12 protein-coding genes are annotated in these 15,306 nt (G+C 62.6%); all 12 read left to right on the forward strand.

Annotated features, from left to right (window positions below; translation table 11 throughout):
* The first annotated feature begins 179 nt into the window (after nt 1–179).
* The 12 genes from KW837_RS06410 to KW837_RS06465 all read left to right on the forward strand — a co-directional run bounded on the left by KW837_RS06410 (nt 180) and on the right by KW837_RS06465 (nt 15,287).
* Nucleotides 180–1,652 carry an aldehyde dehydrogenase gene (locus KW837_RS06410; protein WP_192344686.1) on the forward strand — a complete coding sequence of 491 codons (1,473 nt, stop codon included), beginning with the start codon at nt 180–182 and terminating at the stop codon, nt 1,650–1,652.
* A gap of 466 nt (nt 1,653–2,118) precedes the next feature.
* Nucleotides 2,119–2,787 carry a haloacid dehalogenase type II gene (locus KW837_RS06415; RefSeq protein ID WP_192344685.1) on the forward strand — a complete coding sequence of 223 codons (669 nt, stop codon included), beginning with the start codon at nt 2,119–2,121 and terminating at the stop codon, nt 2,785–2,787.
* Nucleotides 2,788–2,832: 45 nt separating this feature from the next.
* Complete coding sequence (locus KW837_RS06420; protein ID WP_218394931.1) at nt 2,833–4,107, forward strand: FAD-binding oxidoreductase; 1,275 nt, start codon at nt 2,833–2,835, stop codon at nt 4,105–4,107.
* Nucleotides 4,108–4,201: 94 nt separating this feature from the next.
* A complete protein-coding gene (locus KW837_RS06425) occupies nt 4,202–5,839 on the forward strand; it encodes an ABC transporter substrate-binding protein (protein ID WP_218394932.1) in 1,638 nt (545 codons plus the stop codon).
* A gap of 47 nt (nt 5,840–5,886) precedes the next feature.
* On the forward strand, nt 5,887–6,843 hold the full coding sequence (locus KW837_RS06430) for an ABC transporter permease (protein ID WP_218394933.1): 957 nt from the start codon (nt 5,887–5,889) through the stop codon (nt 6,841–6,843).
* Nucleotides 6,840–7,715: an ABC transporter permease gene (locus KW837_RS06435; RefSeq protein ID WP_218394934.1), complete on the forward strand. Its 876-nt coding sequence runs from the start codon at nt 6,840–6,842 to the stop codon at nt 7,713–7,715. Before KW837_RS06430 ends, KW837_RS06435 begins: the two co-directional genes overlap by 4 nt.
* A 1-nt stretch (nt 7,716) precedes the next feature.
* Entirely contained in the window at nt 7,717–9,558 is a 1,842-nt protein-coding gene (locus tag KW837_RS06440; RefSeq protein WP_218394935.1) for an ABC transporter ATP-binding protein, read from the forward strand.
* Nucleotides 9,555–9,863: a (2Fe-2S)-binding protein gene (locus KW837_RS06445; protein ID WP_218394936.1), complete on the forward strand. Its 309-nt coding sequence runs from the start codon at nt 9,555–9,557 to the stop codon at nt 9,861–9,863. The genes KW837_RS06440 and KW837_RS06445 overlap by 4 nt, the downstream gene beginning before the upstream one ends.
* Entirely contained in the window at nt 9,845–11,236 is a 1,392-nt protein-coding gene (locus KW837_RS06450; protein WP_218394937.1) for an NAD(P)/FAD-dependent oxidoreductase, read from the forward strand. The genes KW837_RS06445 and KW837_RS06450 overlap by 19 nt, the downstream gene beginning before the upstream one ends.
* The gene (locus tag KW837_RS06455) at nt 11,233–12,402 is read left to right on the forward strand and encodes an FAD-binding oxidoreductase (protein WP_218394938.1); all 1,170 of its coding nucleotides are present in this window, start codon (nt 11,233–11,235) and stop codon (nt 12,400–12,402) included. Before KW837_RS06450 ends, KW837_RS06455 begins: the two co-directional genes overlap by 4 nt.
* On the forward strand, nt 12,399–13,556 hold the full coding sequence (argE, locus tag KW837_RS06460; RefSeq protein WP_218394939.1) for an acetylornithine deacetylase: 1,158 nt from the start codon (nt 12,399–12,401) through the stop codon (nt 13,554–13,556). The genes KW837_RS06455 and argE overlap by 4 nt, the downstream gene beginning before the upstream one ends.
* Before the next feature lie 273 nt (nt 13,557–13,829).
* Nucleotides 13,830–15,287: an NAD-dependent succinate-semialdehyde dehydrogenase gene (locus KW837_RS06465; protein ID WP_218394940.1), complete on the forward strand. Its 1,458-nt coding sequence runs from the start codon at nt 13,830–13,832 to the stop codon at nt 15,285–15,287.
* Nucleotides 15,288–15,306: the final 19 nt, after the last annotated feature.

A 15,306-nucleotide genomic window follows, 5' to 3' on the forward strand; every position in this document is an offset into this window, starting at 1 on the left:
CCCATCTGCGTGAAGGCCTGGCAAGGGGGCCGGATAGATTCGGCAGATTCCTCACGTCGAAGGCGTACAGACCACACTTACTACTTAATTGCCCCATAAGGTCGGCAGCAAATGCTTGGGCTTTTTTTCTACGATGGAGGCCTGAGTTCACGACTCGCCGTCCCTTTTTGGAGTGCTCCATGGATAGCTTCGATCCTCGCCTTATCGCTGTGCGCAGCGCTCACTTTATTGCCGGTCAATACCGCGATGCCCGACCGGGACTGGAAGTGGTCCGGCCTTCGGACGGCCAGGCCTATGCCCAGTTGCCGATCGCCGATGCCGACCTGGTAGATGAGGCGGTCAATGATGCCTGGCAGGCGTTTAATCGCAGCGACTGGGCCAGCCGTCCACCTCGGGAACGGGCGCGAGTCATGCGCCGTTGGGCCGATCTGATCGAAGCCGATGCCGCCGTCCTGGCGCCGTTGGAAGCGGTGGGTTCGACTCGTCCGCATAAAGATGTGATCGCCTGGGATATTCCTTATGTGGCGGAAGGCATTCGTTTTTTTGCCGAACTGGCGGACAAACACGGCGGCCATGTCGCGGCCACCCAGACTGATCGGCTGGGCATGCAGATCGCCGAACCATACGGCGTGATTGCCGCCATCGCGCCGTGGAATTTCCCGTTGAGCATGGCCTCCTGGAAAGTCGCCCCGGCGCTGGCCGCAGGCAATGCCGTGGTGCTCAAGCCGTCGGAGCTGACGCCGTTCTCCAGCCTGCGCTTCGCCGAACTGGCGGTGCAGGCGGGTATCCCCGCGGGGATTTTCAACGTGGTGCAGGGCGATGGCCGCATCACCGGCGACGCTTTGTGCCGGCATCCGCGGGTGGGCAAGGTGACCTTCACCGGGTCCACGGCGACCGGGTCGAGCATCATGTCCACCTGCGCGCTGGTGGGGCCGAAACCGGTGACGCTGGAGCTGGGCGGCAAGAGCCCACAACTGGTGTTCGCCGACGTGCCGGACATCGCGAAAACCGCGCGCACCGTGGCGCTGGCCATTACCGGCAACGCCGGGCAAGTGTGCGTATCCGGTTCGCGGTTGTTGATTGAACGTTCGATCATGGAACCGTTCATTGCGCACTTGCAGACGTATTTCGAAGAGCTGCGCCCGGGGCCGACCTGGTCTTCCGAGAGCACGCTGTCGCCGATCATTTCCCGGTTGCAGGCCAGCCGTATTGACGGCATCGTCCAGCGTTCGCGTCAGGCCGGGGCCGAGGTGTTGACCGGCGGCGGGTTGTTCGAAGGGCTGGGTGGGGCTTATTACCAGCCGACCTTGCTGGCGGGTCTGGACAACCAGAACCCGGCGGTTTGCGAAGAGATCTTCGGCCCGGTGCTGACGGTGCAGGCGTTCGATGATGAAGAGCAGGCATTGAGCCTGGCCGCACACGCCACCTACGGCCTGGCGGCGGGGGTGCACACCGCTGACATCAATCGTGCGTTGCGGCTGGTCCGGCGTCTGGAAGCGGGCACGGTGTGGGTCAATCGTTACGGGCGCAGCAACGACTACATCCTGCCAACCGGCGGCTACAAACGCTCCGGCATCGGCAAGGATCTTGGGCGCGAAGCGTTCGAAGCGAATTTGCGTTTCAAGAGTGTGCTGATCGATATCGTGCAGTAGGGCGATACGCAATCCCTGTGGGAGCGGGCTTGCTCGCGAAAGCGGTGGGTCAGGTGACATCAATATCGACTGTGCCGCCGTCTTCGCGAGCAAGCCCGCTCCCACAGGTTTCGCATTATCAAATTTCGAATCATCGACAAACGGGCGCTTCCTGACGGACGCGCCCGTTTTCGTTCCGCCCGGCGCAGGTTCTGCCGTGAATGCGGGCGCTGTTGAGCCTTGCGCGGCCATCAAGGTCCATAAACGCGCACAAATACGGGGTTTGCCCAAGGCTGGAGCGAGCCGCAAAGTCTGCTGAGGGGGGTGGCTAAAACGGTGGTTTGTATCAAGCAGAGGTCGCTTTTAACGCCATCTGCTGGTTTCACGGTGTTGTAATGACCGTGTGCTGCAGCGTTGCATCGCCGCTCCCGAGACGCAGCGAATGCCTGTCGCGCCATGACCTCAACGAACTTCAGGACCGCACTCAATGAGCTTTCTTCGCCCCAAATTCATTACGTTCGACTGCTACGGTACGCTGACCAATTTCCACATGGGCACGATGACTCGCGAACTGTTCGCCGATCGCGTGGTGCCAGAGCAGATGGATCAGTTCGTCAAGGATTTCTCCGCCTATCGTCTGGATCAAGTGATGGGGGACTGGATGCCGTATGACGAAATCCTCAAGACCGCACTGGCACGAGTCTGCAAACGTTGGGGCATCGAATACCGTGACGAAGGTCAGCTGTATTACGACGCCGTGCCGACCTGGGGCCCACACCCGGACGTGCCGGCCGGCCTGTCGAAAATCGCTGACAAGATTCCTCTGGTGATTTTCTCCAACGCCAGCGACAGCCAGATCATGTCCAACGTCGACAAACTCGGCGCGCCGTTTCACAAAGTCTTCACCGCCGAACAGGCCCAAGCCTACAAGCCGCGTCTGGCCGCATTCGAGTTCATGCTCGACAACCTCAACTGCGGCCCGGAAGACATCTTGCATGTGTCTTCGAGTTTCCGTTACGACCTGATGCCGGCCCACGACATGAAGATCAAGAACAAAGCCTTCGTCGCCCGTGGCCACGAAGTCCCGGCCAATGCCTTCTACGGCTACCAGCAGATCACCGACATCGGTGGGCTGGCGGCGCTGGTCGGTCTCTGAGTCGAACGGTAACGGCATTCTTCATTTGGCATAGGCGGGTTAGACATGGGCAGTGAATCCTACTGGCTCGACACTGCACCGGCGTTTACCGGTGCTCAGCCCGGTGCGTTGCCCGGGCAGGTCGACGTGGCCATCGTCGGTGGTGGTTTCACCGGCCTGGCGGCGGCTCGGGCATTGGCGCTAAAGGGCGCCAGTGTGGTGGTGCTGGAAGCCGGAAGGGTGATCGGCGAAGCCTCCGGGCGCAACGGCGGCCAGTGCAATACCGGCGTTGCGCAGGACTACGCCGGGCTGAGCGCCAGCCTCGGTGCCGACAAGGCCCGCGCTTATTACCAGGCCTATGAAAGCGCAGTGCAGAGCGTGGTGTCGCTGGTGGAGCAGGAGCAGATCACCTGCGACCTCAAGCGCAAGGGCAAGCTCAAACTGGCGGCCAAGCCGATGCACTACGAAGGCCTGGCGCGTACCTGCGAACTGATTCGCCGGGAAGTCGATGCCGAGGTTGAGTTGCTGTCTGCCGAGCAAACCCGTGCTGAAGTGAATTCGGCACAGTTCCACGGCGGCTTGCTGCAGCGCAACGGCGTGCAGATGCACGTCGGGCGCTTCGGTGTGGGGCTGGCCGAGGCGGCGGCGCGTCATGGCGCGTTGATCCATCAAGGCACGCCAGTAACGGACTGGAAAGCCCAGGCCGGCGGCTATCGGGTCAACACCGCTAAGGGTTCGCTGCACGCCGGACAAGTATTGCTGGCGACCGGTGCCTGTCAGCACGGCGGCCTGGGCTGGTATCGGCGGCGGATCGTGCCGGTCGGCAGTTTCGTGATTGCCACTGAAGTGTTGCCACAGTTCCTGATCGATCAGCTGCTGCCCGGTCGGCGCGCCTATGTCACCAGCCGCATGATCGGTAACTACTTTCGCCTGACCCCCGACAACCGCTTGCTGTTCGGCGGGCGAGCACGGTTTGCGATGTCCGACAGCGTGTCCGACGCCAAGAGCGGCAAGGTGCTGCAAGCGGCGATGGTGCAGATGTTCCCGCAGTTGGCCAACGTCAAGATCGATTACTGCTGGGGCGGACTGGTGGACATGACGTCCGACCGCTTGCCTCGGGCCGGTCAGCACGGCGGGGTTTATCACTCCATGGGCTACAGCGGCCATGGCGTACAGATGTCGGTGCACATGGGCCAGGTGATGGCCGAGGTGATGGCCGGCAAGGTCGAGGCCAACCCCTGGCGCGAACTCGACTGGCCGGCGATTCCCGGGCATTTCGGCAAGCCGTGGTTCTTGCCATTCGTGGGCGCTTATTACCGCTTCCAGGACTATTTGCATTGAGTTGATGTTGTGGCGTCACCGTCGTTTGCGTTTCCAGGACGCTCCGGTTAACCGCGAGCACTCGAGCCTCATTTTTTCGACAGGTACAACTGATATGACTGACAACAAAATCGACTCGACACTGATTTCCGGCCAGGAAAGCCTGCGGGTGTTCGAAGGCCTCAATCGCGGCATGTCGCGCCGCAACGCCTTGCAGATGCTCGGCGTGGTGGGTGTCGCCGCAGCTGGCGCCGGTAGCCTGTTCGGCGCCGCCGGCAAGCTCTTCGCCGAAGAAGCGGCGACCCCGGGCAAAGGCAAGCCGGGCGGGCGGATTCGCGTCGCCGGCATGTCCAGCTCCACCGCCGATACCCTGGACCCGGCCAAGGGCGCGCTGTCCACCGACTACGTGCGCCACTTCATGTTCTACAACGGCCTGACCCGTTTCGACAGCCACCTGGTGCCGCAACTGGAACTGGCCGAGCGCATCGACAACACCGACGCGACGCTGTGGATCATCACCCTGCGCAAGGATGTGACCTTCCACAACGGCAAGACCCTGAGCGCCGCCGACGTGGTGTACTCGCTGTCGCGCCACAAGGACCCACTGACCGGTTCCAAGGTCATGCCGCTGATGGCGCAGTTCGAAGAGATCAAGGCCACCGGCACCCACGAAGTGCAGATCCGCCTGAGCGCGCCGAACGCCGAACTGCCGTCGATCCTCGCGGTGTCGCACTTGTTGATCGTTCCCGAAGGCACCACCGACTTCAACCAGGGAATCGGCACGGGCCCATTCAAGGTCAAGGAATTCAAACCGGGCGTGCGCTCGATTGCCGCGCGTAACACCGGCTACTGGAAACCGGGCCTGCCGTACCTGGACGAGATCGAATTCATCGCCATTGCCGACGAACCGTCACGGGTCAACGCGCTGCTGTCGGGCGACGTGCACATGATCAACGAGGTCAACCCGCGCTCGACCACGCGGATCAAGGCCAGCGCCAAACACCGGGTCGTCGATGCGCCGTCGGGCAACTACACCGACTTGATCATCCGTCAGGACCAGATGCCGGGTAAAAGCGCCGAATTCACTCAGGCCATGAAGTACCTGCTAGACCGTGAACAGGTCAAATCCGCGGTGTTCCGTGGCTTTGCCGTGGTCGGTAACGACCATCCGATTTCCCCTGGTTCGCGCTATTACAACGCCGACCTGCCGCAGCGGGTCTACGACCCGGAAAAAGCCAAATTCCTGCTCAAGAAGGCTGGCATGGAAAGCATCAGCATGCCGCTGGTGGCATCGCCCGCCGCGACCGGTTCGGTGGACATCGCCGTGCTGTTGCAGCAATCGGCGAAGCAGGCCGGGCTCAAGCTCGACGTCAACCGCCTGCCCAGCGATGGCTACTGGTCCAACCACTGGATGAAGCACCCGCTGAGCTTCGGCAACATCAACCCGCGGCCGAACGCCGACGTGATGTTCTCGCAGTTCTTCCAGTCCAGCGCGCCATGGAACGAGTCGGGCTGGAAGAACGAGCAGTTCGACCAGTTGCTGATGCTCGCCCGCGGTGAAACCGACGACGCCAAGCGCAGCAAGATGTACGCCGACATGCAGACCCTGGTGCATGAACACAGCGGCATCGGCGTGCCGGTGTTCATCAGCAACATCGACGGCGTCGACCAGCGCATCAAGGGCTACGGCAGCAACCCCCTCGGCGGTTTCATGGGCTACATGTTCGCCGAGCAGGTCTGGCTGGATGCCTGATCGGCCACACACGGGTGTAAGCGGGGCTATTGCATGAGGGTAGGGCGATGAATAGCAACACACTGTGGTTGATCGGCCGGCGCCTGGGCGCGGCGGTCGTGACCTTGTTGATCGTGTCCATGGTGGTTTTCGCCATTACGGCGGTACTGCCGGGGGACGCGGCGCAACAGGCACTCGGGCAATTCGCCACGCCGGAACAGGTGGCGGCCTTGCGCCTGAAGCTGGGGCTGGATCAACCCGGTGTGGTGCGTTACCTGCATTGGTTGATGAACCTGCTCAGTGGTGACATGGGGCAGTCGGTGTCCAATGCCATGCCGGTCAGCGAGCTGATGGCCGGGCGGGTGCCCAACACACTGATGCTGGCGGCCGTCACGGCGCTGGTGTCGGTGCCGGTGGCGCTGATCCTCGGCATCGGTTCGGCCATGGGCCGGGGCGGGCGCATCGACAGCTTCCTCAGCTTTGTCACCCTGGCCCTGGTCGCGGTGCCGGAGTTTCTGGTGGCGACCCTGGCGGTGCTGATCTTTGCGGTGAACCTGGGCTGGCTGTCGGCGTTGTCCTATGCCAGCGACATCACCTCACCGCTGCAATTTCTGCGCACCTACGCCTTGCCGGTGATGACGCTGTGCTGCGTGATTGTTGCGCAAATGGCGCGCATGACCCGGGCGGCGGTGATCGATCAACTCGACAGCGCCTACGTGGAAATGGCCCGGCTCAAAGGCGTGAGCCCGATGCGAATCGTACTGCGCCATGCCTTGCCCAACGCCATCGGGCCGATTGCCAATGCCATCGCCCTGAGCCTGTCCTACCTGCTGGGCGGGGTGGTGATCGTCGAGACGATCTTCAACTATCCCGGCATCGCCAGCTTGATGGTCGATGCGGTGACCAACCGCGACATGGCGCTGGTTCAGGCCTGCACCATGCTGTTTTGTACGGCGTACCTGGGGTTGGTGCTGATTGCCGACCTGTGCGCGATTCTTTCCAATCCGAGGCTGAGAAACCAATGAACGATCTCATTGCGAAATCGGCGCCTGCCGGCCCCGAACTGGCGCTGGGCAAGGTCTCCCATGGGCCGTCGTGGCTCGGTCTGGTCGGCGCTGCGATGTGTGTGATCTGGTTGCTGGTGGCCATCTTCGGCCCTTGGCTGGCGCCGCACCCGGTAGGCGAAGTGATCTCCGACAACGTCTTCGACAGCCTCAGTGCCGCCTACCCGCTGGGCACCGATTACCTGGGCCGCGACATGCTCAGCCGCATTCTCGTCGGTGCGCGGTTCACCGTGGGCCTGGCGCTGGTTTCAGCGGTGCTGGCCAGCACACTGGGTACCGGATGCGCGTTGCTGTCGGTGGTCTCGCCGAAATGGCTGGACGAGGTGATCAGCCGTTTGATGGACGCCTTTATTTCCATCCCGAGCAAGATGCTGGCGCTGATCATGGTCTCGGCTTTCGGCTCCTCGGTGCTGTTGCTGGTCTGCACCGCGGTGCTGAGTTTCACTCCGGGTGCGTTCCGCATTGCCCGCAGCATGGCGGTGAATATCGAAGCGCTGGAGTACGTGCAAGTGGCCCGTACCCGCGGCGAACGCCGGCTATATATCGCTTGCGTGGAAATCCTGCCGAACATGCTCAACCCGGTGCTGACCGATCTGGGGCTGCGTTTCGGTTTCATCGTGCTGTTGCTCAGTGGCATGAGCTTCCTTGGCCTGGGTGTGCAACCACCGGATGCCGACCTTGGTTCATTGGTACGCGAGAACATCGGCGGCCTCAATCAGGGCGCACCGGCCATTGTGATTCCGGCGCTGGCCATCGGCACCCTGACCATTGGCGTGAATCTGTTCATCGACCGACTCTCGTCACGGCGTAGTCGACGTACGGGAGGTCATTGAGATGAGTGATTTGATTCGAGTCGAAGACCTGCGCGTGGTCGCCTATGGTGAGCGCGGCGAGGTGGAAATCGTCAAGGGCGTGAGTTTCTCCCTGGCCAAAGGTGAAGTGCTGGCGCTGATCGGTGAGTCCGGCTCCGGCAAGACCACCATTGCCCTGGCGCTGCTCGGCTATGCCCGGCGCGGCTGCCGATTGGCGGGCGGCGTGGTGCAGGTCGGCGAACACGACATGCTGGCGTTGAGCGAAAGCGAGCTGCAAGGCCTGCGCGGCAACCGGGTGTCCTATATCGCCCAGAGTGCCGCCGCCGCGTTCAACCCGGCGAAAAAGCTTATCGACCAAGTGGTGGAGGGCGCCTTGATTCACGGTTTGGGCAGCCGGGCCGTGCTGGAAGCCAAAGCCATCGAGTTGTTCCGCGACCTGGCCCTGCCGGACCCTGATCACATCGGTCAGCGTTATCCGCATCAGGTGTCCGGCGGGCAGTTGCAACGGGTGATGGCGGCCATGGCGCTGATCAGCGATCCATTGCTGGTGGTGCTCGACGAGCCAACCACTGCCCTCGACGTGACCACCCAGATCGACGTGCTGCGCGCCTTCAAGCGCGTGGTCCGCGAGCGTGGCGCGACGGCGGTCTATGTGTCCCATGACTTGGCGGTCGTAGCGCAAATGGCCGATCAGATTGTGGTGCTCAACGGCGGTCAGATCTTCGAGCAGAGCGCCACCGCGCCGTTGCTCAAAGCCCCGGCCCATGAATACACCCGCAGCCTGCTGCTGGCGGCCCGCCCGGACACGACAATTCGCCCGCCTTGCGGCATCGCCGAAGAAACGCCGCTGCTGACCATCCAGGGGCTGACCGCCGGCTATGGCAACAAGAATATGCAAGGCATGCCGGCAATCCGCGTGCTGGAAGACATCGACCTGACTGTGCGCCGGGGCCAGGCCATCGGCGTGATCGGTGAGTCGGGTTCTGGCAAGTCGACCCTGGCGCGGGTGGTGGCCGGGTTGCTGACGCCCGCATTGGGCGGCCTGACGTTCGATGGCCAGCCATTGGGCGGCAGTTTGTCCGAGCGTACTGACGAGCAATTCCGACGGATTCAGATGGTGTTCCAGAACGCCGACACCGCGCTCAACCCAATGCACAGTGTTGGCACCATTCTGAGTCGTCCGCTGAAAATGTACTTCGGCCTCAAGGGCGCCGCACTGCGCGAGCGGATTGGCGAACTATTGGACCTAGTGCGCCTGCCGCGAGCCATGGCGGAACGACGTCCGAATGAACTCTCCGGGGGGCAAAAACAACGGGTCAACCTGGCGCGGGCCCTGGCGGCGAAACCGGACCTGATCCTTTGCGATGAAGTGACCTCGGCGCTGGATACCGTGGTCGGCGCGGCGATTCTCGAACTGCTGCGCGACCTGCGTCAGCAACTGGGCGTGTCGTATCTGTTCATCAGCCATGACATCTCCACGGTGCGGGCGCTGTGCGACGACATTGTGGTGATGTACAGCGGCCACAAGGTCCAGGCCGGCACTCGGCAGTCTTTCGCCCAGGCACCGTTCCACCCCTACACAGACCTGTTGATCCATTCGGTGCCGGAACTGCGACAGGGCTGGCTGGAAAACTGCGGCACCACTTGCGGCACACTGCCGCCGATCGGCGCCAAGGCCAATGTGCCAGAGCTGTGCACCTTCCTCAGTCGCTGCCCGGTTCGGGTCGACGGCCTGTGCAATCGCACCGCGCCGAACCGGCGGATCATCGACGGCGGTAGCGAAATTCTTTGTCATCACGACGGTGCCGAGTTGCTGAAAACTCAGCAGGGTTTATCCACCATGAGCCTGGGAGCCTATGCATGAACGGGCGTTTTGTGAGGCTGGCCGAGCAGGGTCGGCCGAGCGTCAAACTGACGGTGGACGGTTCGCCCATCGAGGCATTGCGGGGCGATACGCTAATGGTCGCGTTGCTGACCCAAGGTAACGCGCTGCGCCAATCGGAATTCGATTCGGGCCGTCGCGCCGGATTCTGCCTGATGGGCGCCTGCCAGGATTGCTGGGTCTGGACCCGCAGCGGCGAACGCCTGCGTGCCTGCTCCAATGAAGTCCGCGAAGGGCTGGACATCGTCACCACACAACCGGAGGCGATATGGCCACTGCACGGCTGAGCACTCATCGGGTCGTTATCGTAGGCGCCGGGCCGGCCGGCATTCGCTGTGCCGAGACGCTGTTGGCGGCAGGCCTCAAACCGATCCTGATCGACGAGAATCGCCGGGATGGCGGGCAGATCTACCGTCGCCAACCCGAAGGGTTTACCCGGGATTACGTCACCTTGTATGGCACCGAAGCCGCCAAGGCCAAGGATTTGCATCAGAGCTTCGACCGTTTGCGTGAGCAGATCGACTACCGCCCAGACACCCTTGTGTGGAACCTGACGCCGGGGCAATTGTGCTGCGTCAGCCAGGGCAAGCATTCGACAGTGGATTACGACGAACTGATCCTGTGCACCGGCGCCACCGACCGCTTGATGCCGATTGAAGGTTGGCAGTTGGCGGGCACTTACAGCCTCGGCGGGGCGCAGATCGCACTGAAATCCCAGGCGGTGTCCATCGGCCATCGCGTGGTGTTCATGGGCAGCGGGCCGCTGCTGTATCTGGTTGCCAGCCAATACGTCAAAGCAGGCGCCACGGTTGCGGCGGTGCTCGATACCTCGCCAATCAGCAAGCGCATCGGCGCCTTGCCCAAGTTGTTGGCGCGGCCGGGGTTGCTGTTTACCGGGATGAAACTGCTCGCGCAGCTGTACCGGGCGAAGATCCCGGTGCACTTGGGGATCACCCCCCTGCAAGTACTGGGCGATGCCGCCAACGGGGTCAGTGGTGTGCGGATCAGCACGGCGAAAGGCGAAACCCTGACGATCGATTGCGATGCCGTGGCCCTGGGTTATCACTTGCGCCCGGAAACCCAATTGGCCGACCTGGCCGGTTGCCGCATGCGCTTCGACGAGGCCTCCAGCCAATGGTGGCTGGCCGTCGATGAAGCGGGCCGGACCTCGGTCAGCGGTGTGTATGCCGCCGGTGATGGTTCGAAGATTCGTGGCGCCGATGCCGCCGAGCACGCCGGGCGACTGGTGGCGATGGCGTTGTTGGAGGATCTGCAGCAACCGGTAAACATCGGATTGCGCGACGAACAACGGCATGCGCTGGCGGTGATGGATGAGTTTCGCCTCGGCCTGGCCCAGGCGTTTCCCTGGCCAGCGGCGCAAGCCAAAGCGCTACCGGATTCAGCCATCGTCTGCCGCTGCGAGATGATCAGCGCCGGCGAGTTGCGCCGCACCGTGAGCGAGAAGGGCGCCTGTGAAGTCAATCGGGCCAAGGCCTTCAGTCGGGTCGGCATGGGCCGTTGCCAGGGCCGTTATTGCTCCCAGGCCGGGGCCGAAGTGATTGCCGCCGCCGCGGGCGTCAGCGTGCAACAGGTCGGTCGGCAACGCGGCCAAGCGCCGGTCAAACCCCTTTCGATGCTCACCGAGGAGGTGTCGCCATGACGCTACACAAAGCCGATGTCGTAATTGTCGGCGGCGGCCTGATGGGCTCGGCAGCGGCGTTTTTCCTGCGTCAACGCGGGCAGTCGGTGATTCTGCTGGAACGCGACCAGATCGGTCAGTACGCCAGCGGGGTGAACTTCGGCAACGTTCGGCGCCAGGGACGATTCCTCGGGCAACTGGAATTGGCTAACCGTTCCTGGGCGTTGTGGAAACGCCTGCCGGAATTGATCGACGACGACCTCGAATTCATCGCCAGCGGGCACATGCGCGTGTGTTACCGCGAAGACGAAATCCCTGAGCTTGAAGCCTACGCGGCGGCGCCCGAAGCGGCGCAGCTGGACTTGAAGATCTATCGCGGCGCTGAGCTGCACGAGCGTTTCCCATTCCTCGGGCCGGATGTGAAGGGCGGCTCTTATGCGCCCCACGATGGCCACGCTAACCCGCGCCTGGCCGCTCCGGCATTTGCCCGGGCGGCACGCCGCCTCGGAGCGCGGATCGAAGAACAGACCGAAGTCGCCGACGTGCAGAAGGTCGGCGGTGAGTTCACGGTGACCACCACCGATCGCCGCCAGTTCAGCGCCGAGCGCTTGCTGATCACGGCCGGTGCCTGGGGCCAGAAACTCTCGGCGCAGTTCGGCGAACCGGTGCCGCTGGACACCCACGGCCCGCAAATGGCCGTGACCGAACCGGTGCCCTACACCTTGCCGACGGTGATCGGCGTGTACACCAAAATTCCCGAGGAAGTGATCTACTTCCGCCAGATCCCGCGCGGCAACATCATCATCGGCGGCGGTTACCGGAGCAAACCGGACATGCTGAACCGCCGGGCCTATGTCGAGCCGCGCAGCATTCTCAATCAGATGGAGCAGATGCGTCGCCTGCTGCCGGGTGTCGGCAACCTGAACATCATTCGCGTGTGGAGCGGCATCGAAGGCTACCTGCCCGATTCCCTGCCGGTGATGGGGCCGAGCGGCAACGTTGACGGCTTGTACTACGCGTTCGGCTTCTGCGGCCACGGCTTTCAGCTCGGCCCCGGTGTCGGCGACGTGATGGCGGAACTGATCAGCACCGGCAGCACGAGTACCTCGATTGAGCCGTTCTCCATCCGCCGGTTCGCCCCTTCAGCCGAGCAACGGACAACTGAGCAAAGGAGCAGGGCCTCATGAAACCCCGTGTACTGGATATTCTCAAACGCCTGATGGCCTTCGACACCGTGTCGTCGGAGTCGAACATGGCCCTGATCGAGTACGTGCGCGACCTGTTGCTGAGCAAAGGCATCGAGTCGCTGATCGTCAAGGACGAGACAGGCAAAAAGGCCAACCTGTTCGCCAGCACCGGTCCCAAGGAATTGCCGGGAATTTTGCTGTCCGGGCACACCGACGTGGTGCCGGCTGCGGGGCAGGCCTGGACCTTTCCAGCGTTTCAGGCGACGGTGCAGGACGGCCGGATTTACGGCCGTGGCAGTTGCGACATGAAGGGGTTTATTGCTTTGGCGATCGACGCCATGCTCGATGCCGCCAACCATTCTTTGAGCCGACCGCTACAAATCGCCCTGTCCCATGACGAAGAAACCGGCTGCGTGGGTGTACGACGTTTGCTCGACGTGCTGCATCTGGCGCCGGTGCGTCCGTTTTTGTGCCTGATCGGTGAGCCGACCAACATGCAGTTCGTGCTGGGGCACAAGGGCAAGGGTTCTTACCGCACTTATTGTCGTGGGTTGGAAGCCCATTCTTCCCTGGCACCGCGTTCGGTCAATGCGATTCACGTCGCCTGCGACTTCATCGCGGCACTGCGCCAGAGCCAGCAGCAACTGCAAGCGCAAGGCGCGCAGGATGCGGATTACGACGTGCCTTACAGCACCCTGCATGTCGGGCAGATTGTCGGCGGCAAGGCGCTGAACATTGTGCCGAACCTGTGCACCCTGGATTTCGAGGTGCGTAACTTGCCGGCGGACAATCTGGAGCAGTTCCTGGAGCAGATGCGCGAGCGTGCCGAAGTGATCGTGCGCGAGGCGAAAAAGCTGTCTAGCGTGGCGGACATCGAGATCGAAACCCTGAACGTTTATCCGGGCCTCGATACGCACCCGAGCGTCGAAGCGGTGCGTTTCCTGAAAAACTTCGCCGCCCCGGACACCGGCACCGCCAAAGTCTCGTTTGGCACAGAGGGCGGGTTGTTCAAGCAGCGTCTGGATGTGCCCGTGGTGGTTTGCGGCCCGGGTTCGATCGAACAGGCGCACAAGCCGGACGAGTTCATCGAGTTCAGCCAGATGGAGGCTGGGGAGCGGTTTTTGGATGGCCTGCTCGGTTCCTTGAAACTGTAATCAGGTCTTGTAGCAAATGGAGATCAAATGTGGGAGCGGGCTTGCTCGCGAAGGCGTCGTGTCAGGCGACATCTATATTGACTGGAAGGACGCCTTCGCGAGCAAGCCCGCTCCCACAGGGTTTTGTGTTTGTCTGAAAGGTCATGAACCCCCTCGGTAGAGCCTGCCGTCCCACCGCAAATTTCAGCATCCAACACTGCCCATCAGACGCTTTCAGCATCCTCATCCGTGGCATCTCCCTAGACTGGAAATGTCTCGGATCAGGACTCGACCATGCTCAAGAATCGTTTGAAAGACCCCAGCCTTCTGGCAGAACTCGCTTATGTGGACGGGCAGTGGATCGGCGCCGATAACGCCGCGACCCTGGACGTCATCGACCCGGCCACCGGCCAATTGCTCGCCCGAGTCCCGGCCATGCAAGGTGCGCAAACCCGAAGTGCGATCGAAGCCGCCGAACGCGCCTGGCCTGCATGGCGCGTACGCCCGGCGGCGGAACGTGCGGCGCTGCTGGAGCGCTGGTATCAGGCGATGATCGACAACCTCGACGACCTCGCCTTGATCATGACCTGCGAGCAGGGCAAACCGCTGAATGAAGCCAAGGGCGAAATCCGTTATGGCGCTGGCTTCGTCAAGTGGTTCGCCGAAGAGGCCCGTCGGGTTTACGGCGAAACCATGCCGGCCCCCAGTGGCGACCGGCGCCTGCTGACGCTCAAACAACCGGTGGGCGTGTGCGCCGCGATCACCCCGTGGAATTTCCCCAATGCGATGATCACCCGCAAGTGTGCGCCGGCCCTGGCCGCCGGTTGCCCGATCATCGTCAAACCCTCGGACCTGACCCCGCTGTCGGCCCTGGCCCTGGCGGTACTCGCCGAGCGCGTCGGCATTCCGGCCGGGGTGTTCAATGTGTTGACCGGGATGCCTGCTGGCATCGGCGAAGAACTGACCGGCAACCCGACGGTGCGCAAGATTTCCTTCACCGGTTCCACCGCTGTCGGTCGGCTGCTGATGCGCCAGAGCGCTGAACACATCAAACGCTTGAGCCTGGAACTGGGCGGTAACGCGCCGTTCATTGTGTTCGACGACGCCGATCTGGAGCAGGCAGTCGCGGGCATCATGCTCAGCAAGTTTCGCAACGCCGGCCAGACCTGCGTCTGCGCCAACCGCATTCTGGTGCAGGACGGCATCTACGAGCGCTTCGCCCAGCGATTGGTGGAAGAGGTGGGCAAGCTCAAGGTCGGCAATGGCCTGGACGCCGACGTGACCATCGGCCCGCTGATCAACCCGGCAGCGGTGAGCAAGGTCGCCCGGCACATCGACGATGCCCTGAGCCAGGGCGCGCGTTTGCTCTGCGGCGGCATTCCCGAGGGCGACAGTCAGTTTGTCCAACCGACCGTCCTCGGCGACACCCATGCCGGCATGTTGCTGGCTAACGAAGAAACCTTCGGGCCGGTGGCGCCGTTGATGCGTTTCACCGATGAAGCCGAAGCGCTCGCGTTAGCCAATGCCACGCCCTATGGCCTGGGCGCCTACTATTTCACCCAGGACTTGCGCCGTTCATGGCGGTTCGGCGAGGCGCTGGAGTTCGGCATGGTCGGCCTCAACACCGGGATCATTTCCATGGAAGTCGCGCCGTTCGGCGGCATCAAGCAGTCGGGCCTTGGCCGTGAAGGCAGCAAGTACGGCCTGGACGAATACCTTGAAGTCAAAGCCTTCCATATCGGCGGGCTGTAACCCGGCAAACAGCCATTTT

Source organism: Pseudomonas sp. PDM24 (assembly GCF_019218905.1).
Taxonomy (GTDB): domain Bacteria; phylum Pseudomonadota; class Gammaproteobacteria; order Pseudomonadales; family Pseudomonadaceae; genus Aquipseudomonas.